Below are 20,950 nucleotides of genomic sequence, written 5' to 3' on the forward strand. Positions count from 1 at the left end.
TTTCCATCCTGGTCTTTCTCGGCAATAACCGTTTTCTCCGCACCAGATTCATCTTTGAATTTCACTTCAACTTTGGTGTTATCATCACCCGGTTTTACCGTTACATCACCACCATCCTGTGCGGTAATGCTTGGTTTATCGGCGGTGGTATCAACAGCCAACATCTTTGTCGCCATTTTAGATTCATTACCCGCAGGATCAGTTACTTTTGCTGTAACTGTGACATCACCATCTTTATTCGTTGGCACTTGTTCAATAACTGTGTAGCCAGCGATGATCATTTCTTCGGTTACAGAAATTATTTTTTCTGTTCCATTGATCGTGAGTACAAGATTATCACCTACTTCGGTTTTATCCGGGATCGTAATATAAACCGGAGTAATAGCTTGATTATCATCTATCGAAGCATTTTCCGCCGCATTTAATTTACCATCTGCATCTTGATCTTCTCCAAATACAATATTTGGTGCACCCGCAGTGTTACGCGGTAATTCAAGACCACCCGGTAATGGGGCTTTATCACTAGAATTATCATTATCATCAACAACACCATCTCCATTGCTGTCACCCGGTTTTTTGGTATCGCCAGCAATTTTGCTATCTGCATCCGCTGTATTGTTTTTATCGTCCGTGCCTTTAGCATTTACTTCGCTGTTATCTTTCACTTTATCCGCAGGAATAGTGAAGGTGCCGTCTTGGTTGATCTCTACGTTTGAATCATCCGATTTCCAGCTTCCATTTTCGTCTTTCTCTACAGTAGCGGTTTTGTCATTGCCATTTTCATCGGTGTAAGTAATAACAACTTTAGTATTATCCGAACCCGGAGCAACTTTTACACTACCATCCGTTGGAGCGGTAATCGTCGGTTTATCCGCGGTAGTATCGGTATTATTGCTATTCCCACCATTATTTCCACTACCACTATCACTCCCCCCACTACTCGCCGCAATCGCAATCCCTGCTGCAATCGGTGCAAGTGCCAATAACCACCATGGGTTAAATGCCCAGAAGGCACCGATTTCTTCGCCACCTAAGGCTTGTGGTGCGATGACTTCTTCAGCGAGCATACTTACCGCATCGGTTTTCATTCCGGATTCCGGTACGTAGGCGTAGATGTTGCCGTTTTCGTGTTCACCTACAAGCAAGTTGCTGGTGCTTTCTGTTTGATCATCATAGTAATTTTTGATGATCACATCAGCATTCATATCACCGTCTTCTAAGAAGACTTTTAGATCGTTGCCTTCGCGTTTAGCGATGATGTTTTGTGGACCGAGTCCGGTTTGATCATCAATTAATTGATAGTTAGATTTATCTCTTGCTTCAATAATAAGTTGGTTGCCTTTTTCAATTTGATGGCTGGCAATCACTTTTTTGGCGCTTAATACTTTTAATGTGGTTGACATAGCTGTTAATTCTCCCTATTAGTTGCCGTATACCGCAATTTCTACGCGGCGGTTTGGTTGGTTACATTGGTTGCGTTGGGTACCTTGGTAGGCATCGCAGGTGGTGACAATCGGCTCCGCTTTGCCGTAGCCCATAGCAACGATTGGGGCTGTCACGCCGGCTTTTTCCAACGCCAATTTCACGGTGTTAGCGCGTTTTTGTGAAAGTGCCTGGTTGTAAGCTGCAGAACCAACCGGGTCGGTATGTCCGGAGACGGTGATTTTGCTGATATTCGGCATAGCTTTGGCTTTGTCGGCGAAGGCTTGGATTTGTGCTTTGCCGTTTGGCAGGATGTCGTTATAGCCGGATTTATTGAAGCCGAATAAGGCACCGGCCTCTAAGTTTTCCACTGCCATGACTGCTGTGCCACAGTTAGTTGGTGCCGGTACGCGGGAGAGGGTTTGGTTTTCTTTTGGTAATTTGGAAACTGCCGCAGAACCGACCGCACTTTCTACCCGTTCAAAGCTGAGTTTACCGTTCACTTGGCTGACTTTGACGTAGTTCACTTCGCCCACCGGTAAGGTGTAATTCACGCCTTGGGTGCGGTTGCCAAATTGGTTCGCTGAGCTGAAAGAGACGCTGAATAAGTGTTTGTCAGCACATACGGCAATCGGTGAGAACGCGTTTGGTAACAGGGAGGCTTGATAGTTGCCATCTACGTAGATATTCGCGGCTTGTCCCGCAATGTCATCTTGGCGATAGAACACCACTAATGCCTGATTATCGCCTAATTGTGCGGAAACGCTGCTTTTCTCAAAATTGTTCCACACTTCCAATGGTTGATTTGCATCACGTGCGCAGCCTGTTAGTGCCAGCACCATGCTCAAACCGAGTAATGTTTTTTTCATGCATAAACCTCAATATGGTTAAAGGAAATGAACACCTTGCGATGGTTCAATGCTTTTCCGTTAATCAAATACAATATCAAACCAACCGTAGCTCTATATGGCTACAGTCCAATTAGTGAAAATAACTAAAGGAAAAACAAGAACATATCGTAGGAAACTTCGTTGTTGCCTAAACCGGAACGGGATAAGCGAAAAACGACTTGAGTCTGTGGAAAAACCAAAAAACTCAAGGCAAAGAGCACTTAACGAGTAAGTACCCTTTGCCTTGAGTTTTTTTGAAAGCGGGGAGAAAAATTGTGTGACGTTAGCGACTAATGCCTTTATCTGTCTTCTGTCTTCTGTCTTCTGTCTTCTGTCTTCTGTCTTCTGTCTTGCAGCATTATGGTAACAATTCCCTATAAAGTAAAATAAATATTTGGAATTTTAGAGATTTTTATAAAAATTTCAAGTAATTCCGTGGTAAAAGTGCGGTCATTTTTCAGAACGTTTTGAAATATAAGGAATAAATTTAGGGTGACTTTTGCACTAAAAGAATAAGTCTTATCCGACGATTTGGTAAAAATCTATGCTGAAATCTACCACACGTTGTTATTAATAAACGGGTTTGTAAATATCGAAAAAAACAACCGCACTTGATCTGCCGAGATTTTGGGGAACAGACCCACTTTCGGCAGTCTTTTTCATGATAAAACCATCAATTACAAACGAATCACGCCATCATAAACATGCGTTGCTTCACCGGTCATATAAAGCGGGTGACCTTCGCCTTGCCATTCAATGGTTAGTGTGCCGCCGGGTAAATCCACTTGCACGGTATTATCCAAAAAGCCCTGCATCATTCCCACCGCCGCTGCGGCACAAGCGCCGGTGCCGCAAGCCTGAGTTTCGCCTGCACCACGTTCGTAAACCCGCAGTTTAATATGATTACGATCCACAATTTGCATAAAACCGACATTCACTCTCTCCGGAAAACGCTCGTGGCTTTCCAATAGCGGACCTAATTGTTCCACATTGGCCGTCGCGATATCATCAACTTGCACGACACAATGAGGATTGCCCATAGACACTGCTCCGCACAACACGGTTTGAATATCAGTACGAAGAATATAATTTTTCTCAAATTTATTCGCTGCAAAAGGAATTTTACTCGGTTCCCAAATAGGTTCGCCCATATTCACCCGCACTTGGCCGTCATCTTTTACGGTTAAAATAATTTTGCCTTTTTGCGTGCTGACGGCAATATCGGTTTTATTGGTTAAGCCTTTTAATGTTACGAAACGGGCAAAACAACGGGCTCCGTTACCGCATTGCTCCACTTCACTACCGTCGCTATTGAAAATACGGTAATGGAAATCCAGTTCCGGATCATAAGGCGGTTCGACGATCAACAGCTGATCAAAACCGATGCCACGGTTGCGATCCGCTAATTTGCGAATGGTTTTCGCAGTAAAATAAACATTTTGGGTCACGGCATCAACCACCATAAAATCATTGCCTAAGCCGTGCATTTTGGAAAACTGCATGAATATATCTCACAGGAGTAGTTATTGAGTTAACGCCAATTATATTACATATTTACTGCTTGTCTAAGTATAGATTGTCGTAATTTATAGCTCCAAATTATTAAAAATGTAACTCAGCTCAAATTTTTGCATTTTTACTTTTGAAACAAATAATGGTTATAACCCTCCACATTATTTATTTTCGTTTTTATTATTTAGCTGTTTGCTAACGATAGATTTTACTATTTTAATATGCAAAAAAAGGGAGATGTTGATTCTCCCTTTCACGTTATTTTTTCTTAAATTTTGACCACATTTTATCTTCTTGTCCACGCCATAAACGTTGAATATTGTCGTGATGACGATAAATCAATAAACAGCACACCATTGCCACGGGAAAGGTGAATTCCGGTTTTACCCACCAAACCACAAACGGAATAATTAACGCGGAAATGACCGCACTTAGAGACGAATAACCGGAAATTAAAAACACCAGCAACCAACAGCCAATCATTGATCCTGCTACCGACCAAGAAATCGGTGCGATGGCACCAAATGCCGTCGCAACGCCTTTTCCGCCTTTGAATTTAAAGAAAATCGGGAAGATATGCCCCAAGCATGCCCCCAAAGCTACCATACCCAGTTCGAATTGGGTTAAGCCTAAATAATAACCCGCCCACACCGGCAGCATTCCTTTGAGAATATCAAAAATCAATACACCCAATGCCGGCCATTTACCGCCGATTCGTAACACATTGGTTGCCCCCGGATTATGCGATCCTTCTGTTCTCGGATCCGGTAAACCTAATGTTCTGCATAACAAAACCGCACTGGAAACAGACCCCAGTAAATACGCACACAGCATATAAAAAATGGCAAACAGGCTCATATATTGTCCCCTTGAAAAAATAATGCCCCTATTTTACCTAAAATCCTATTAATCACCACAAAAAATAGCGGTTTAATTAAATAAGGGATGTAACGTTGCTGTTTTCGCAAAAGTGCGGTCCGTTTTTCATTAAATTTCACTTTATTGAAATAAAATTCAATACGAGTTAAAAATTGCTATTTTGCAAACATATCGGCATATTGATAAAAATATTTGTGATAATGTTCACATTTTTTCATATTACAGCATGACAAAATAATATTTATTAAATAAGATAATCATGTGTAAACTGTATTTTACACATGATTATCTTATTTAAACGTAGGAGAGTTTATGAATTTTATATTATCCCCTAATCAGGTTTGGTTCATTGATGATCCTAAAATGTCTTTTTACTTTCCCATAATCTTCTAATTATCCGTTGCTACATTTAGGTTATTACCTAACATCTTTTATTTTTATCAAATTATCTATTCGGTAGATTTTAAATTTTAAAATCTATCTCGGTTATTCATTTTCTAAAAAAGGATATTATTATGGAAAACTTCAAACATTTACCCGAACCATTTCGTATTCGTGTTATTGAACCGGTAAAAAGAACCACTCGGGAATATCGTGAACAAGCTATTGTTAAAGCCGGAATGAATCCATTTTTATTAGACAGCGAAGATATTTTTATTGATCTTCTCACTGATAGCGGTACAGGTGCAATTACACAACATATGCAAGCCGCCATGTTGTTAGGAGATGAAGCTTATAGCGGTAGCCGTAGTTATTATGCTCTTGCGAACGCAGTGAAAGATATTTTTGGCTATGAATATACCATTCCGACACACCAAGGGCGCGGTGCTGAACAAATTTATATTCCCGTATTAATTAAAAAGCGGGAACAGGAAAAAGGTTTGGATCGAAACAAAATGGTAGTTTTATCCAATTATTTCTTTGATACCACTCAAGGGCATTCGCAAATAAACGGTGCGACGGTTAAAAATATTTATACGAGAGAAGCTTTTGATACCTCGGTTAATGCCGATTTTAAAGGTAATTTTGATCTTGAAAAATTAGAACAGGAAATTCAAAAAGTCGGCGCGAATAATGTCCCTTACATTGTTTGTACAATCACCTGTAATTCTGCGGGCGGTCAACCTGTTTCTCTTGCCAATATGCGTGAAATGTATGCTATTGCGCAAAAATATGAAATTCCGGTGATCATGGATTCCGCACGTTTCGCTGAAAACGCTTATTTTATCCAACAACGTGAAGCCGAGTGTAAAGACTGGTCAATCGAAAAAATCACCTATGAATGTTACCGCTGTGCTGATGCGTTAGCAATGTCGGCTAAAAAAGATGCCATGGTTCAAATGGGTGGCTTATTATGCTTTAAAGATCAGAGCATGGAAGAGGTTTATCACGAATGCCGAACACTTTGTGTTGTACAAGAAGGTTTCCCGACTTACGGCGGATTAGAAGGTGGTGCTATGGAACGCTTGGCCGTCGGTCTGCGAGATGGTATGCGTCAGGATTGGTTAGCATATCGTATTAATCAGATTGAATATTTAGTCAATGGATTAGAAAAAATCGGTGTTGTTTGTCAACAACCGGGAGGTCATGCGGCATTTGTAGATGCCGGTAAATTGTTACCGCATATTCCGGCAGAGCAATTTCCTGCACAAGCATTATCTTGTGAATTATATAAAGTTGCAGGTATAAGAGCGGTAGAAATCGGTTCGTTTTTATTAGGCCGAGATCCTAAAACCGGTCTCCAATTACCTTGCCCGGCGGAATTATTACGATTGACTGTGCCTCGAGCGACTTATACTCAAACGCATATGGATTTCATCATTGAAGCATTTGAACAAGTAAAAGCGAATGCGGCAAATATTAAAGGATTAACGTTCACTTACGAACCAAAAGTTCTTCGTCACTTCACTGCTCGATTGAAAGAAATTGAATAATAAGAAGTACAAGAAATTTAATCTGTTTTTCGCCGTATAAAGGTGATGGGGAATCCGATTCCCCATCTTCTGAAAGGAGACGCATTATGCAAAAAACACCTTCTATTTTTGGCGGTGCTTGTATTATTGCCAGTGTCTGTGTCGGTGCGGGAATGTTAGGCTTGCCAACTTCCGGTGCCGGGGCATGGACTATATGGTCAGTACTTGCCATCACTTTTACCATGACGATGATGACCTTGTCAGGCTGGCTATTACTTGAATCCTATAAACACTACGATATTCGAGCTTCATTTAGCACGGTAACAAAAGATATTTTAGGAAATAAAATAAATGCAATAAATAATATTGCGGTTTATTTTGTCGGCGGCATACTGCTTTATGCTTATACAACTGCCTCCGGAGGGATTTTAGAAAATATTGCCAAACCTTTTATTGATTTTGGCAACACCGGATTAAGCATTTGGTCAACTATCTTCGTTTTAGTCTTTTCGTTTTTTGTCTGGCATTCTACACGATTGGTGGATCGCATTTCCGTATTATTGATTACTTTTATGGCAATCACCTTCGCATTAAGCATATCCGGCTTAGTGGCAAATATTAATCTTAATACATTATTCGATCTCCACAATCCTAGCGGTGAATATAGTATTTATGCTATCGGAATGCTGCCCGTCGCTTTAACTTCGTTTGGTTATCATCATTCGGTTTGTTCAATGCGGGCTTATTATGGTGAAGAGAATAAAGCAAAATATGCGATTCTCGGCGGTACAGCCATCGCTTTAATATTATATCTATTATGGCTTCTCAGTATTTTTGGTAATTTACCGCGTGAACAATTCACACTGGTATTAGCCAATGACGGAAATCTGGATATATTGCTTCATGCCTTAGGTAACGTGATTGAATCCAATTCGGTTAAGCAAGCTATTAACGCATTTTCTATTGCTGCAATATTATCTTCATTTATTGGTGTTGGATTAGGTGTATTTGATTTTCTTGCCGACTTCTTTAAATTTGATAACAGCAAACTGGGCAGAACAAAATCTTGGGCTGTAACATTTTTACCGCCGCTGATTATGTCGTTATTATTTCCGCTCGGCTTTTTAAAAGCCATCGGGTATGCCGGAGCGGTAGCGACAATTTGGACTTGTATCATTCCTGCAATCTTAGTTAAAAAAGCCAGAATGTTACCGAATGCTCAAGAGGGTTTTACGGTTAAAGGCGGAAATATCATTATCGTCATGTTAATTTTATTCGGTATTTCCACCGCACTTTTCCATTTTCTCGCGATGTTTAATATATTGCATGTATTCAAAGGATAACAGGCAGGCAAATCACACATGTGGGCATTTATGCCCACTTTTTTACACAACACAAACCAATTAAAAACCGTTCGTTTATTTTCATGAAAATTGGTAGCATAGCATAGCTAAAAAACAATGAAGGAAACAGCTATGCAAGATAAAGTGTTTATAGAAGAACTCACCGTATTCGCACAAATCGGTGTGTATGATTGGGAACAACAAATAAAACAACGATTGGTATTTGATATTGAAATGACGTGGGACAGCCGTCAAGCGGGAGCCACTGATGACGTTCAATATTGTTTGAATTATGCCGAAGTAAGTCAATTTATTATTGATTTTGTGGAAAGCAAACCGTTTTTATTGATCGAAACCGTAGCAAACCAAGTTGCACTACAACTTCAACAACATTTCAATATCAAATGGTTACGTATTAAACTCAGCAAACCGAAAGCCGTGGCACAGGCCCGCAATGTGGGCGTAATTATCGAACGGGGCAAGCTATAAATGCAAATCGTCGGCGAAATAAAAGGAGTGCCATTCAGCAACGCCCGTTATTTGCCGCCGTGTCGGACATGCCGGTATTAAACGAACAGTTTTTAAACTATTATTTAATTAATGCCATACTAATCGTTGTGGGCGTAGTGCTGTGTAATCGCGAGCAATTCCGCTAAGTCCCCGATTTCCACCGTCGGCAACATTCTGGCTTCGCGAAATTGAACAAGACTGTTGCCGGAAAGGTTGAGCCAAACGGATTGACAACCGGCATTAATTGCGCCCTTCACATCCGTCGTTAAATCATCGCCGATATGCAGAATTTCCTGTGGCGATATATTGAAATATTCAGCGGTTTGATGAAATAAATCTTGGTGCGGTTTGGCTCTGCCTTGCTTACCGCCACGCAGATATAAATCGAATTGCACTAGTCCGATACGCATTGGCTCTACATTGCCGTTGGTTAATGCCGCCAATTGAAAACGCCGTTTAAGCTGATTCAGCACTTCCACGCTTTGTTGCGGTAAATCAATTTGATGTCGCCAATGTAGAAATTCATCCATTGTATGTTGAGAAATTTCGGCAATTTCCATCGCACTTTTGCCGTGAAAAGCTAATAATTGTTGCAAGGTTTCAAACCGCCATTCGGTAACATCTTCGCATAACAGCGGATTTTGCCGTTCAATTTTTAATTTCCAATTTCGCCAATAATCACTATCCAGTTCGGCAATATGCGTACAAGATTTTAACTTTTCCACGAAATTACTTTCCGCCAAACGAATCACTTCATGGTTGTCGTACAGAGTATCATCCAAATCAAAACTAATGACTTTGAAAGGTTGTAAAGTGCGGTAGAATTTCATCAAGTTTTCCTATTTCTTTTTAGCTCTGGGGTGAGCAGAATCATATACATCAGCCAGATGTTGAAAATTTAAGTGAGTATAAATTTGTGTGGTGGACAAATTGGAATGGCCCAATAATTCTTGCACCGCCCGTAGATCACTGCTCGCTTCCAACATATGAGTGGCAAAAGAATGGCGGAGTTTGTGGGGATTCAAATGAGCATTTAACCCTTGACGAATACCCCACACTTCCATTCGTTTTTGAATACTGCGGTGCGACATTCGATTACCGAGCTGGCTGACAAACAATGCATCGTCTTTCGGGTTAAAAAGCAACCGCACTTTAAGCCACTCCTGAATGGCATGAGAGGCATAACGACCAAAAGGCACGATACGTTCTTTATTCCCTTTACCCAACACCCGTACTTCCCGCACTCGCGTATTAATATTTTGCAAATCAAGGCCTTGTAATTCTGACAGACGCAAACCGGAACTGTACATCAATTCCAGCATTGCACGGTCGCGAATATCAATAGGCTCTTTGCTATGATTATCCAACAGTTGCTGCACCTGTTCCGCTTCAATGTTTTTCGGCAGATGTTTACCCTGTTTCGGTGCGGAAATCCCCACGGCAGGATTGACCTTCAACACCCCCTGCACCACTAAATAAGCCAAAAAACGGCGTAAAGCGGACAATCTCAGCGCCAGACTTTTTTCATGCAAACCGTCTTTACGACTTTGAGCCAGCAAAAACCGCACTACACCAGGCGTAATAGCCTGCCATTGGCTGATACCGTTTTGTTGCAGCATTGCCACAATTTTATCTAACTGACGTTGATAATTACTGAGCGTATGCGGACTGACTTGTCGTTCAATACGTAAATAATCCCAGTATTTTTGTAACCATTCTTGCATTATTTGCTCACAATATCCGTGCTGTTACGAACTTTAATCTCTGTGCTGTTAGATGGCTGATGAGGACTGACTGCCGTGCCTTGTACATCATCAGTGCGACGACGGTATAAATCCACCCACATCGCCGTTGCGCCGCATACTGCCACCGGGATCACCACAAAATTCACAATCGGTAAGAAAGTGCAAAGAGCAATCAAACTGCCGAAAGTTAAATTTAAATTTCGTTTAGAAACCAACTCATCCCTCATCCTTAAAAAAGAAACTTTATGATTATCAAAGGGATAGTCACAATATTGAATTGCCAACATCCACGCAGTAAAAATAAAGGTTAGAATAGGCACGACGGTTTGCCCCACCACAGGGACAAAGCCAAGCAGGAATAAACCGATAAATTTAGGTAAACTGTACAACAATTTTTTCCATTCACGCCCTAACATTCGCGGAACATCTTTGGCAAAATCCATCATTCCGCCGGTGGAAAAATCTTCGCCCGTCAACATACGTTCTACCTTCTCTGCCAATAAGCCGTTAAAAGGTGCGGCGATAAACCCTGCCAATGTAGTGAAAATAAAATAAAACATCAGTAATATCATTAAGATAGACAATATCAAAACAATATAACTCAACCAACCCAGCCAACTTGGTAAATAATCACTGCCCCATGTAATAAAATCTTGCACACCGCTGAGAGCCAGCCAAAAAATGCCGCTTAACAGCACGATATTCAGCAAAATCGGCATAATCACAAAACGACGTAAGCCCTTTGTGGTAATTAAATGCCAGCCCATCACAAAATAATGAAAACCTAATTTAATATCTTGTTGCACTGCTACCTTCCTTTACCTTCCTTCCGCTCAAAATTTCGCTTAGTTTAACCCATAAAGTGCGGTCAAAAAAATATTTTTTCAACAAGAGAAAATGATCACAGTTTTAGAAAAATATGATAAGCTAGCAAGAATTTATTTTTTCTGGCAAATTAGAGAAGAACGCAATGGATTTAAATGTTATCTTAATTATTTTAGGCCTGCTGGCGTTAGTGATTTTAGTTGCTCATGGACTTTGGGCGAATCGTCGCGAAAAAACGCAATTCTTTAAAAATGCGAATACCTTCACACGTGATGGGCGTATTGAACATGCCAATTATCAGCAAACTAACCCAAAACAATATAATACACAACAAAACGATATTTTAGCCGCTGCACCGAGAACATCCATACAAACTGATATGCAACCGATCGCACAATCTCAAGATGAACAGGCTTATACGGCACAAGTGAATACATACGCTGACCCGATTCAACAAGGTCTGGATTTCGATGCCCCGGCAGAACCTATCGGTATTGCAACGCCTGACGTAGCAAGTATTAAAATTACTCTTCCAAAAGATTCCGAAATATCACAAACAACAGATCACTATGAAATGCCAAGCAGCGATAATATTCAAATTCGTTCCACACCTGCGGTGCAATTAACCGATGAAGGTACAGTGATACAACGTAAAAGCACAGAAAGTACTTTTGCGAATCCTTTCGCTCATATTGAAGCAGAGCCTGAACCGCAAATAACAATTCAGTCACAAGCCTCAATTCAAACAATGGTGCAATCTGAACCAGAAATAAAACCCACACCACAAATTCAACCTGAGCCGGAGCGTACTCAACAGGATGTATATATACAAACCCGCCCGCAGGCAGAACCGGTAGGACAAGCACAAGGGAAATCAAACAAACCGCGGCAAGGTCACGTTGTGTTATATGTGGTAGCGCCGGAAAATGCGGAATTCCAAGGCGTTCAGCTCGCTCAGGCTTTGGATGAATTAGGTTTGATGTATAGCGAACAAGGTATTTATCACCGTTATTTTGATACGGTAGCAAGTCCGATTCTATTCAGTGTCGCCAATATTCGTCAGCCGGGGACGTTTGATTTAGGTAATATCGACAGCTTCCATACTGTTGGTGTAGCGTTATTTATGCCGTTATCTAATTCCGTTAAAACGGATTTAGTGAACTTCCGTTCCATGGAACTTGATGCCAAACGCTTGGCAGATAGCTTAGGCGGTTTTGTATTGGACGAGCAACAGGAAATCTTTACCGAACAATCCAAAGCAGAATATAACGCCAAAATTCAAGCATAACTTTTTTCAATATATATCAAAAGGCGTATAACCATATACGCCTTTATTTTTAGGACAATATAATGACTATCGAAACCGAAATCGAACAACTCCGCCACCAGCTGCGTCATCACGAATATCAATATCACGTTTTGGATAATCCGCAAATTCCCGACAGCGAATACGACAAAATGATGAATCGGCTGAAATCATTGGAACAGCAATATCCGGAATTAATTACCGCCGATTCGCCGACACAACGTGTGGGAGCAAAGCCTTTAAGCGGATTTGCTCAGATCACACACGAAATTCCTATGCTATCTTTGGATAATGCCTTTTCCGATGATGAATTTATGGCTTTTGTGAAACGCATCCAAGATCGTTTAATCCCCTTACAGCAACCGCTTACCTTTTGTTGTGAACCTAAATTAGACGGTCTGGCGGTAAGTATTTTGTATGTAAACGGTAAACTGACGCAAGCCGCTACTCGTGGCGACGGCACTACCGGCGAAGATATTACATTGAACATCCGCACTATCCGCAATATTCCCTTGCAATTATTAACGGATAATCCGCCCACGCGTTTGGAAGTACGGGGCGAAGTATTCATGCCGCAAGCGGGATTTGAAAAATTAAACGAAACTGCTTTGGCTCACGGAGAGAAAACCTTTGCCAATCCCCGCAATGCAGCGGCGGGATCTTTACGTCAATTAGATCCGAAAATCACCAGCAAACGTCCGTTAGTATTAAACGCCTATGGCATCGGCATCGCAGAAGGCGTAGATTTACCGAATACTCATTATGCTCGTTTGCAATGGCTGAAGTCTATGGGCATTCCGATTAATAGTGAAATTCAACTGTGCGACGGCATTGAAAACGCGCTGAAATTCTACCGCACTATTCAAGAAAAACGCCCGAATTTAGGTTATGACATTGACGGTACGGTGCTGAAAATCAATGATATTGCCCTGCAACAAGAATTGGGGTTTGTTTCCCGTGCTCCACGTTGGGCTATTGCCTATAAATTCCCGGCACAAGAAGAGCTTACGGTGCTCAATGATGTGGAATTTCAAGTAGGCAGAACCGGGGCAATCACACCTGTTGCCAAATTGGAACCTGTGTTTGTGGCAGGGGTAACCGTTAGTAATGCTACCTTACATAATGGTGATGAAATTGCCCGTTTGGATATCGCTATCGGCGATACAGTGATTATCCGTCGTGCCGGTGATGTAATCCCACAAATTATCGGCGTTTTGCACGAACGCCGTCCGGTAGATGCTAAACCGATTATGTTCCCCACTCACTGTCCTGTGTGCGGTTCTCTTGTCACTCGTGTAGAAGGCGAAACGGTGGCGCGTTGCACGGGCGGATTAATTTGTTCCGCTCAACGCAAAGAAGCCTTAAAACATTTTGTTTCCCGCAAAGCAATGGATATTGAGGGTGTCGGAGCAAAACTGATCGAGCAATTAGTGGATCGCGAACAAATTCACACCCCGGTGGATTTGTTTAAATTAGATTTAAATACATTGATGCGATTAGAAAGAATGGGACCGAAATCTGCTGAAAATGCCTTGAACAGTTTAGAAAAAGCGAAAAAAACCACATTAGCCCGTTTTATTTTCGCACTGGGTATCCGTGAAGTGGGAGAAGCAACGGCATTAAATCTGGCCAATTATTACCGCACTTTGGAAAATATACGCAATGCCAATTTAGAGCAGTTACAGGAAGTACCGGATGTGGGCGAAGTCGTCGCCGGTCATATTTATTATTTCTGGCAAGGACCACATAATGTTGCCGTGGTTGAAGAGCTGCTGGAGCAAGGTATTCATTGGGATGACGTGGAAGTCAAAGAAGCGGGCGACAATCCATTCAAAGGCAAAACCGTAGTGCTTACCGGTACACTCACGCAAATGGGCAGAACGGAAGCCAAAGGCATTTTACAAGGATTGGGAGCAAAAGTTTCCGGCAGCGTTTCCACCAAAACGGATTTTGTGATTGCCGGCGATAACGCAGGCTCAAAATTAAGCAAAGCCTCGGAACTGGGCATTGCAGTACTGAGTGAAGCTGATTTTTTGCAGATTATTTCCGACTGAATAACAATCCGCACGTTTTACGTGCGGATTGTTATTACTTGATTTTACATTCCGATCACAACACAGTTTGCAATGCTTTTGGCATTACTTTGGGCAGAAACGGCGACACCACGATCACCAACCGGCCCAATAACAACACGATTCCAATCAGTGCTGCTGTTCACTCTGGCATTAAAGCCGGCCATGGTCAATTTAGCTTGTAAAGCATCTGCTTGAGTTTTATTTTTAAATGCACCGCATTGTAAACCAAATTTGCCGGTTGATGCAGTTTTCGTATCTTTGCTCGGCTCTGCTTTTTTCGTTTCTTTTGGTTTTTCTTTAACCGCTTCTTTTAGCTTTTCAGTTTCTTTTACCCTTTCTGCCGTTTTAACCGTTTCGGTTCTCTTCACATCCGATTTCGCAGCTTCCATCACTGTAACTTTTTTCGATTCTGCCGTATTTACGGAAGTTGTCGTATTATCAGAACCTTCTTTATTGGCATTCGCTTCCGCTAACTTAGCTTGTTCCGCTTGCTTTTGTTTCGCCAACTCCGCCTCTTGACGATCTTTTTCCATCTGAACCAGAATTTTCTTTTGTTCATCGGATAGCTGAGCATTTTTATCAATCGAACTCTGGCTGTCATCAATCGGGATTTCTCGCGTTTCCAATTCTTTAATATAATTCCAACGTTCTTCCAGGCGGCTTGGTAGCACTGTCTTCGGTTGGGTTTTATCCGCAACCTGAGGTGCTTCTTCCGTAGTTTTAACCGGTTCGGGAGCCTTTTCTTTTAATAAATAAAGCCCGCCGGCAAATGCAATCACGACGACTGCCGCAATAGCTAATAAAACCGTTACATTGCTTTTACTTTTTTTCTTTTTCACGTTTTTACGTGAAGCGTAGTCTCTTTGAGCCACAATAAAACCTACTAACCTTGTAAAACTAAATTCCTAAAAATGTAACTGGTAATTTTACTGTAAATTTATGCCATTGCCTAGGGTCTGTTGATAATTGTTTATTGTTTGAGCGAGAGGTTATTTTTTGTCAAGAAAATGCGGTTAAATTTAACCGCACTTTTTTTTGCTTTCCGAGTAAATAAAATTATTGATATTCTACGATAACGTCAGATTCTGCGATTGTATCACCGTAAATCGGTTGTAATGTTTTTTCATAAGCGGATTTTAATACGCCTTCTTTACCTAATTTTTCGATTTCAGCATTTAACCAGTTTAACAATTCAGTGTCACCTTTTTTCACGGCCGGGGCGATAAAATCTTGATCACCTAAATTTTTTATCCCTACTGTAAAGCCCGGATTTTCTTTCGCCCATGCGAATAATAACGTATTGTCATGTGAAAGGGCATCACCACGACCATCACGCAATGCTTCAAAGGTTTCGGTGTTTTGTTCAAATTTTAAGGTTTTGATATTTGGGTGGTTTTTAGTAAAGTAAGCATCGGCGGTCGTTCCTTTGTTCAACAATAAAGTCTTACCTTCAAGTTGAGCAACATCTGTGATCGCATTACCGTCTTTGGATACTACACCAAGTGCCACTTTCATATAAGGTTTGGCAAAATCCACGACTTCTTGACGAGCCGAAGTCACAGTGAAGTTAGCAAGAATAATGTCCACTTTGTTAGAAAGTAAATATTCCGCACGATTTGCCGCTTCTACTAACACAAATTCCACTTTATTCTCATCGCCTAATAAATCTTTAGTGATAGCTTTTGCGATTTCCACGTCAAACCCTTGGCTTTTACCGTCTTTATCCACATAGCCGAACGGCGGTTTATCACTGAATACACCGATCCGTACTTTGTCTGCGGTTTTGAGTTGTCCAATGGTAGAGACCGGTTCTGCTTCCGCTTTGACTGCATTATCTGCTTTATCGCCGCAAGCAGCTAAAGTCGTCGCGAATAAGGCTGATACTAAAAGTGCGGTAGTTTTTTTAAATATTTTGTTCATAATTAGTTCCTCTCGGTTCATAGTTTAAAATGTTTAAGAATGCTTTTGCACGATCCGTGCTTGGATTCGTGAAAAATTGTTCCGGGGTAGATCGTTCAATGATTTCCCCTTTATCCATAAAGATAATTCGATTTGCCACTTGTTTAGCGAAAGACATTTCGTGGGTGACGATTATCATTGTCATACCATCTCTTGCTAATCCTAAAATCACATCTAATACTTCCCGCACCATTTCCGGATCCAGTGCTGCAGTGACTTCGTCAAACAACATGATATCCGGGTTCATGCAAAGTGAACGCACAATGGCGATACGCTGTTTTTGCCCGCCGGACAATTCACGCGGATAGGCATTTTTACGTTCAAATAAGCCTACACGTTTTAATAATTCATCGGCTTGTGCTTCGGCTTCCTCGCGTTTACGTTTTTGTACTTTTAGAGGTCCGAGCAGAATGTTGTCAATAACGGATAAATGAGCAAAAAGTTCATAACTTTGGAAAACCATACCAATGTGCTGGCGGACTTTCACCCAAGAAATATCTTTTCCTAATTCGCCGTAATTTTCTAATAATAATTGACCGCTCTTAATTTGTTCTAAGCCGTTTAAGCAACGCAAAAAGGTACTTTTTCCACAACCGGACGGACCTAAGATTACGACAACTTCACCTTTTTCCACGGACAAATTAATGCTATTTAAAGCTCTCACATCACCGTAGTATTTCACTAAATCTTTAATGTCTAACAATGCCATAATCGATATCCCGTCTAATTTTCCCAACGTTGTTCCAGCTTACGTGATGCCAAAGACAACGGATAGCAAATAATAAAATATAAAATAAAAATGATGCCATAAATCCACAATGCTGCGGACGGTTCTGTAAACAGCGATGTTTCAATAATCTGCTGCCCCACTTTAATGACTTCCAACACGCCGATAAGCATGGCCAAAGAGCTGGTTTTCACCATGCGGGTGAACAGATTAATGGCACTTGGTGTCACTCGTTTTAAGCTTTGCGGTAATAAAATATAAATAAAGGTCTGTAAATGGGTTAATCCCAAAGCATGAGCCGATTCCACTTGATGTTTTTCAATGGATGTCAATGCACCACGAACTAAATCACCCATTTCCGCAGTCCCCCAAAAGATAAACACAATAATGCAGACGACAACACCGTCTAAATGTACGTTAAACCATTTTGCCAACCCGAAATAGGTAATAAAAAGTAATGCCAATAACGGAATAATTCGCACGATTTCAAGATATAAACGGCAAATTGCTTTGACTAACAAATTGTTGCCGGTCATGATCACACCTAAAATGATGCCAAAAATACAGGCAAAAAAGACCGAAACAACGGCAATTTCAGCGGTAACTAATAAACCGCCCATTAAACGCTCAAAATTGCTGCCTTCGAATAAAATCGTTAATCCCATATTACACCCCGTATTTCGCCTTGCGGGTACGGCGTTCCAAATAGCTGATAAAAACAGATATCGGTAATAAAATAATTAAATAGAATACAACCAGCAAAAATAAGGCTTCATTGGTTTTATAATCCATACCGATGATTTCTTTTGCCATAAACATCAATTCTGCTACAGCAATAGCACTCACAATAGAGGTTTCTTTCATTAGAAACAAACAATTGGCACCAATAGCCGGAGTGGCAATAGAAAAAGCTTGCGGAAAAATCACATAACGAAATGCCTGAAACGGCGTTAATCCGATACTGAGTGCCGATTCAATCTGTCCTTTACTCACGGCTTCCAATCCGCCGCGTACGGCTTCTGCCATATAACTGCCGCCCAGAAATGTCAAACCGATAACACCACAGGTAAAACCATCTAATTTAATCCCTACTTTAGATAAACCGAAATAAAGGAAAAACACTTGAATCAATAAAGGCGTATTACGAGAAATTTCAATGTAAGTTTTCACTAAGAAATTCAATTCCCGCACTTTGTAAGTGGTGACCACCGCACAAGCAATGCCGATAATCAGCGAAAACACAATCCCCCATATCGCCAAATGTAATGTCACGATGGTCGCCTCCACAAAACGAGGAAGCACAGACCAAATATATTGCCAATTCATGCAAGTTCTCTAAATCTTATTTATTTTTTGCAAAAAGTATCGCACCGTTTCTTATAATAAAAAAATAACGCTTTGCTATGTATTATAAAATTTGATTATAAATGCTATGGATTTTTTAAAAATTTCACCGCACTTTTTACCGTATCCTTGATAAATAGAAAAGTCGCCACAATATCAATTAGACTTCACCGCGGTTTTTGTTTAAACTCAACAATATTTGCATTAACTTTCTATTAACACGGAGAACGCTATGGCGGATCAAGATCCTTGGGGTAAACCGGGACAAAACGGGCTATCTGATAATAAGCAGAATGACAATAATGCCAACGATAAAGGCAATCAATCTGATTGGAATCAAAGCGATCAGAAAAACGATCAAAACCCACCGGATATTGAAGAAGTTTTCAATAATCTGTTGAAAAAATTGGGTGGCGGTAAAAAAGGCAGTTTTAATAACAATAAGAGCGGTCAAATCCCGATGAATTTTGGCAAATTACTGCCGATTGCGGCGGTAGTCGGTGCAATTATCTGGGGTGTGAGCGGTTTCTATACGGTAAAAGAAGCTGAACGCGGCGTAGTAACTCGTTTTGGTCATTTACATTCCATCGTACAACCGGGCTTAAACTGGAAACCGACTTTTATTGATCAAGTTCGTCAAGTAAATGTAGAAAAAGTGGAAACTTTACAAGCTTCCGGCTCAATGTTAACCAAAGATGAAAATATGGTAAACGTGGAAATGGCGGTACAATATCGCGTACAAGATCCTGCTAAATATTTGTTTAGCGTAACCAATCCGAATGATAGTTTGCGTCAAGCCACCGACAGTGCATTGCGTTATGTTATCGGTCATATGATGATGGATGAAATTTTAACCACCGGGCGTACCGTCGTGCGTGATGATACTTGGAAAGCCTTGAACGAAATCATCAAACCTTATGATATGGGTCTTGAAGTGATTGCCGTGACATTCCAATCCGCACGTCCGCCGGAAGAAGTTAAAGCGGCATTTGATGATGCGATCAAAGCGCAAGAAGACGAACAGCGTTACATTCGTGAAGCGGAAGCCTATGCTCGCGGCAAAGAACCGATTGCCCGCGGTGATGCTCAACGTACGATTGAAGCGGCTACCGCATATAAAGATCAAGTCGTATTGGATGCTCAAGGGGAAGTAGAACGTTTCAAACAACTCTTACCGGAATTCCGAAAAGCACCTGAAGTAACACGCGAACGTTTGTATTTGCAAACCATGGAAAAAGTCATGGCACAAACTCCAAAAGTAATGATGGACGGTAGCGGCAATAATTTAACCGTATTGCCGTTAGAACAAATCTTACGTACGCAAAACAGCCGTACAGCCGAAGCAAGTCATGGCAATGAAGTAAAAACCGAGCCTAAAAGTGCGGTGAAAAATAACGAAGAAAATCGTGCCTCCGTACCGACACCAAGCTATTCGGCAACTCAAACCGAATCAACTCAACGTCAAGGGAGATTTTAACTAATGCGTAAATTTTTAACACCAATTATCATTGTGTTGGCTTTGGTCGTTTTTTCCAGTATCGTTGTTGTGGAAGAAGGTTATCGCGGTATTATGTTGCGTTTTGGCAAAGTTGAACGTGATGCAGAAAACAAAGTGATGATTTATCAACCTGGTTTACATTTTAAGATCCCATTGATTGATAGCATAAAATTGTTAGATGCCCGTATTCAAACCTTAGACGGTAAAACCGAGCGTTTTGTAACCGTAGAGAAAAAAGACTTATTGGTAGATTCTTACGTAAAATGGAAAATCAGCGATTTCGGTCGTTTCTATACTGCCACGGGTGGTGGTAATTATGCGAAAGCCGCCGATTTATTACGTCGTAAAGTCAACGACCGTTTACGTTCTGAAATCGGTTCCCGCACAATCAAGGATATTGTTTCCGGTACTCGCGGCGAACTGATGGAAGGAGCACGCAAAGCATTAAATACCGGTACATCCGACAGCACCTCAGAAGTGGGAATTGAAGTCGTTGATGTTCGCGTAAAACAAATTAACTTACCGGATGAAGTATCATCATCCATCTACCAACGGATGCGTGCCGAACGTGATACCGTAGCCCGCGAACACCGTTCGCAAGGTCAAGAAAAAGCGGCGTTTATCCAAGCTGAAGTAGATCGTAAAGTCACTTTAATCCGAGCTAATGCTAATAAAACGGCACAGGAATTACGAGGTCAAGGTGATGCTGCCGCAGCGAAGATTTATTCCGAAGCATTTGGTCAAGAGCCTGAATTTTATAGCTTCATTCGTAGCTTAAAAGCCTATGAAAACAGCTTTAACGGCGAAGGCAATATGATGATCTTAAAACCGGACAGCGATTTCTTTAAATATATGAAATCTGCCCAATAAAAATCTCAGAAAAAATAAAAGATATTCGTTTGAATATCTCAGACCGCTGACAAACCTCTAGACATACATCTAGAGGTTTGCTCTAATAGGTCTATCGAAAAGGAAATGCCTATGCTCAAAAATTTTCTCTCC

The 20,950-nt window shown here is 41.1% G+C and carries 20 protein-coding genes; 8 read left to right on the plus strand and 12 right to left on the minus strand.

Annotation, left to right across the window (positions count from 1 at the left end):
- From EDC44_RS11965 to plsY, 4 genes are all read right to left on the minus strand, one after another.
- Positions 1 to 1,403, minus strand: a 1,403-nt coding sequence (locus EDC44_RS11965; protein WP_207896765.1) for a hypothetical protein, incomplete at its 3' end; no start/stop codon positions are given.
- Positions 1,404 to 1,421: 18 nt separating this feature from the next.
- Complete coding sequence (locus EDC44_RS11970; protein ID WP_131979315.1) at positions 1,422 to 2,291, minus strand: OmpA family protein; 870 nt, start codon at positions 2,289 to 2,291, stop codon at positions 1,422 to 1,424.
- A 698-nt stretch (positions 2,292 to 2,989) separates the two neighbouring features.
- Entirely contained in the window at positions 2,990 to 3,814 is an 825-nt protein-coding gene (gene dapF / locus EDC44_RS11975) for a diaminopimelate epimerase (protein ID WP_131979318.1), read from the minus strand.
- A 268-nt stretch (positions 3,815 to 4,082) separates the two neighbouring features.
- On the minus strand, positions 4,083 to 4,682 hold the full coding sequence (gene plsY / locus EDC44_RS11980) for a glycerol-3-phosphate 1-O-acyltransferase PlsY (protein ID WP_131979321.1): 600 nt from the start codon (positions 4,680 to 4,682) through the stop codon (positions 4,083 to 4,085).
- Positions 4,683 to 5,015: 333 nt separating this feature from the next.
- Between plsY and tnaC the strand changes: the two genes are divergently transcribed.
- The 4 genes from tnaC to folB all read left to right on the plus strand — a co-directional run bounded on the left by tnaC (position 5,016) and on the right by folB (position 8,448).
- On the plus strand, positions 5,016 to 5,096 hold the full coding sequence (gene tnaC, locus EDC44_RS13440; protein WP_131979366.1) for a tryptophanase leader peptide: 81 nt from the start codon (positions 5,016 to 5,018) through the stop codon (positions 5,094 to 5,096).
- Between the two features lie 122 nt (positions 5,097 to 5,218).
- Positions 5,219 to 6,637 carry a tryptophanase gene (gene tnaA / locus EDC44_RS11990; protein ID WP_131979324.1) on the plus strand — a complete coding sequence of 473 codons (1,419 nt, stop codon included), beginning with the start codon at positions 5,219 to 5,221 and terminating at the stop codon, positions 6,635 to 6,637.
- Positions 6,638 to 6,723: 86 nt separating this feature from the next.
- Entirely contained in the window at positions 6,724 to 7,959 is a 1,236-nt protein-coding gene (locus EDC44_RS11995; protein WP_131979327.1) for an aromatic amino acid transporter, read from the plus strand.
- Positions 7,960 to 8,091: 132 nt separating this feature from the next.
- Positions 8,092 to 8,448, plus strand: a complete 357-nt coding sequence (gene folB / locus EDC44_RS12000) for a dihydroneopterin aldolase (protein WP_131979330.1) — start codon at positions 8,092 to 8,094, stop codon at positions 8,446 to 8,448.
- A 119-nt stretch (positions 8,449 to 8,567) separates the two neighbouring features.
- On the opposite strand, the gene EDC44_RS12005 is transcribed toward folB, so the two are convergent.
- The 3 genes from EDC44_RS12005 to cysZ are packed head-to-tail and all read right to left on the minus strand — an operon-like array spanning position 8,568 to position 11,020.
- Positions 8,568 to 9,299, minus strand: a complete 732-nt coding sequence (locus EDC44_RS12005; RefSeq protein ID WP_131979333.1) for an HAD-IA family hydrolase — start codon at positions 9,297 to 9,299, stop codon at positions 8,568 to 8,570.
- Positions 9,300 to 9,308: 9 nt separating this feature from the next.
- Positions 9,309 to 10,193, minus strand: a complete 885-nt coding sequence (xerC, locus tag EDC44_RS12010) for a tyrosine recombinase XerC (protein ID WP_131979336.1) — start codon at positions 10,191 to 10,193, stop codon at positions 9,309 to 9,311.
- The gene (gene cysZ / locus EDC44_RS12015) at positions 10,193 to 11,020 is read right to left on the minus strand and encodes a sulfate transporter CysZ (RefSeq protein ID WP_279388382.1); all 828 of its coding nucleotides are present in this window, start codon (positions 11,018 to 11,020) and stop codon (positions 10,193 to 10,195) included. The genes xerC and cysZ overlap by 1 nt, the downstream gene beginning before the upstream one ends.
- Positions 11,021 to 11,184: 164 nt before the next feature.
- Here cysZ and zipA point away from each other — a divergent pair, with 164 nt between their 5' ends.
- Positions 11,185 to 12,327, plus strand: coding sequence for a cell division protein ZipA (gene zipA / locus EDC44_RS12020; protein WP_131979339.1), 1,143 nt, complete (start codon positions 11,185 to 11,187; stop codon positions 12,325 to 12,327).
- Positions 12,328 to 12,389: 62 nt separating this feature from the next.
- Entirely contained in the window at positions 12,390 to 14,399 is a 2,010-nt protein-coding gene (gene ligA, locus EDC44_RS12025; RefSeq protein ID WP_131979342.1) for an NAD-dependent DNA ligase LigA, read from the plus strand.
- 44 nt (positions 14,400 to 14,443) lie between these two features.
- Here ligA and ftsN read toward each other — a convergent pair whose 3' ends face one another.
- From ftsN to EDC44_RS12050, 5 genes are all read right to left on the minus strand, one after another.
- Positions 14,444 to 15,292, minus strand: coding sequence for a cell division protein FtsN (ftsN, locus tag EDC44_RS12030; RefSeq protein WP_131979345.1), 849 nt, complete (start codon positions 15,290 to 15,292; stop codon positions 14,444 to 14,446).
- Positions 15,293 to 15,476: 184 nt separating this feature from the next.
- Entirely contained in the window at positions 15,477 to 16,340 is an 864-nt protein-coding gene (locus tag EDC44_RS12035; RefSeq protein WP_131979348.1) for a cysteine ABC transporter substrate-binding protein, read from the minus strand.
- A complete protein-coding gene (locus EDC44_RS12040; RefSeq protein ID WP_131979351.1) occupies positions 16,324 to 17,088 on the minus strand; it encodes an amino acid ABC transporter ATP-binding protein in 765 nt (254 codons plus the stop codon). The genes EDC44_RS12035 and EDC44_RS12040 overlap by 17 nt, the downstream gene beginning before the upstream one ends.
- A gap of 14 nt (positions 17,089 to 17,102) precedes the next feature.
- Positions 17,103 to 17,771, minus strand: coding sequence for an amino acid ABC transporter permease (locus EDC44_RS12045; protein ID WP_131979354.1), 669 nt, complete (start codon positions 17,769 to 17,771; stop codon positions 17,103 to 17,105).
- Position 17,772: 1 nt separating this feature from the next.
- Complete coding sequence (locus EDC44_RS12050; protein ID WP_131979357.1) at positions 17,773 to 18,432, minus strand: amino acid ABC transporter permease; 660 nt, start codon at positions 18,430 to 18,432, stop codon at positions 17,773 to 17,775.
- Between the two features lie 250 nt (positions 18,433 to 18,682).
- Here EDC44_RS12050 and hflK point away from each other — a divergent pair, with 250 nt between their 5' ends.
- Together hflK and hflC are read left to right on the plus strand one after the other, a co-directional pair.
- Complete coding sequence (gene hflK, locus EDC44_RS12055; RefSeq protein WP_131979360.1) at positions 18,683 to 19,927, plus strand: FtsH protease activity modulator HflK; 1,245 nt, start codon at positions 18,683 to 18,685, stop codon at positions 19,925 to 19,927.
- A 3-nt stretch (positions 19,928 to 19,930) separates the two neighbouring features.
- Entirely contained in the window at positions 19,931 to 20,818 is an 888-nt protein-coding gene (gene hflC / locus EDC44_RS12060; RefSeq protein ID WP_131979363.1) for a protease modulator HflC, read from the plus strand.
- The last annotated feature ends 132 nt before the right edge of the window (positions 20,819 to 20,950 follow it).

It is taken from the genome of Cricetibacter osteomyelitidis (assembly GCF_004340985.1).
In the GTDB taxonomy this organism is placed as follows: domain Bacteria; phylum Pseudomonadota; class Gammaproteobacteria; order Enterobacterales; family Pasteurellaceae; genus Cricetibacter; species Cricetibacter osteomyelitidis.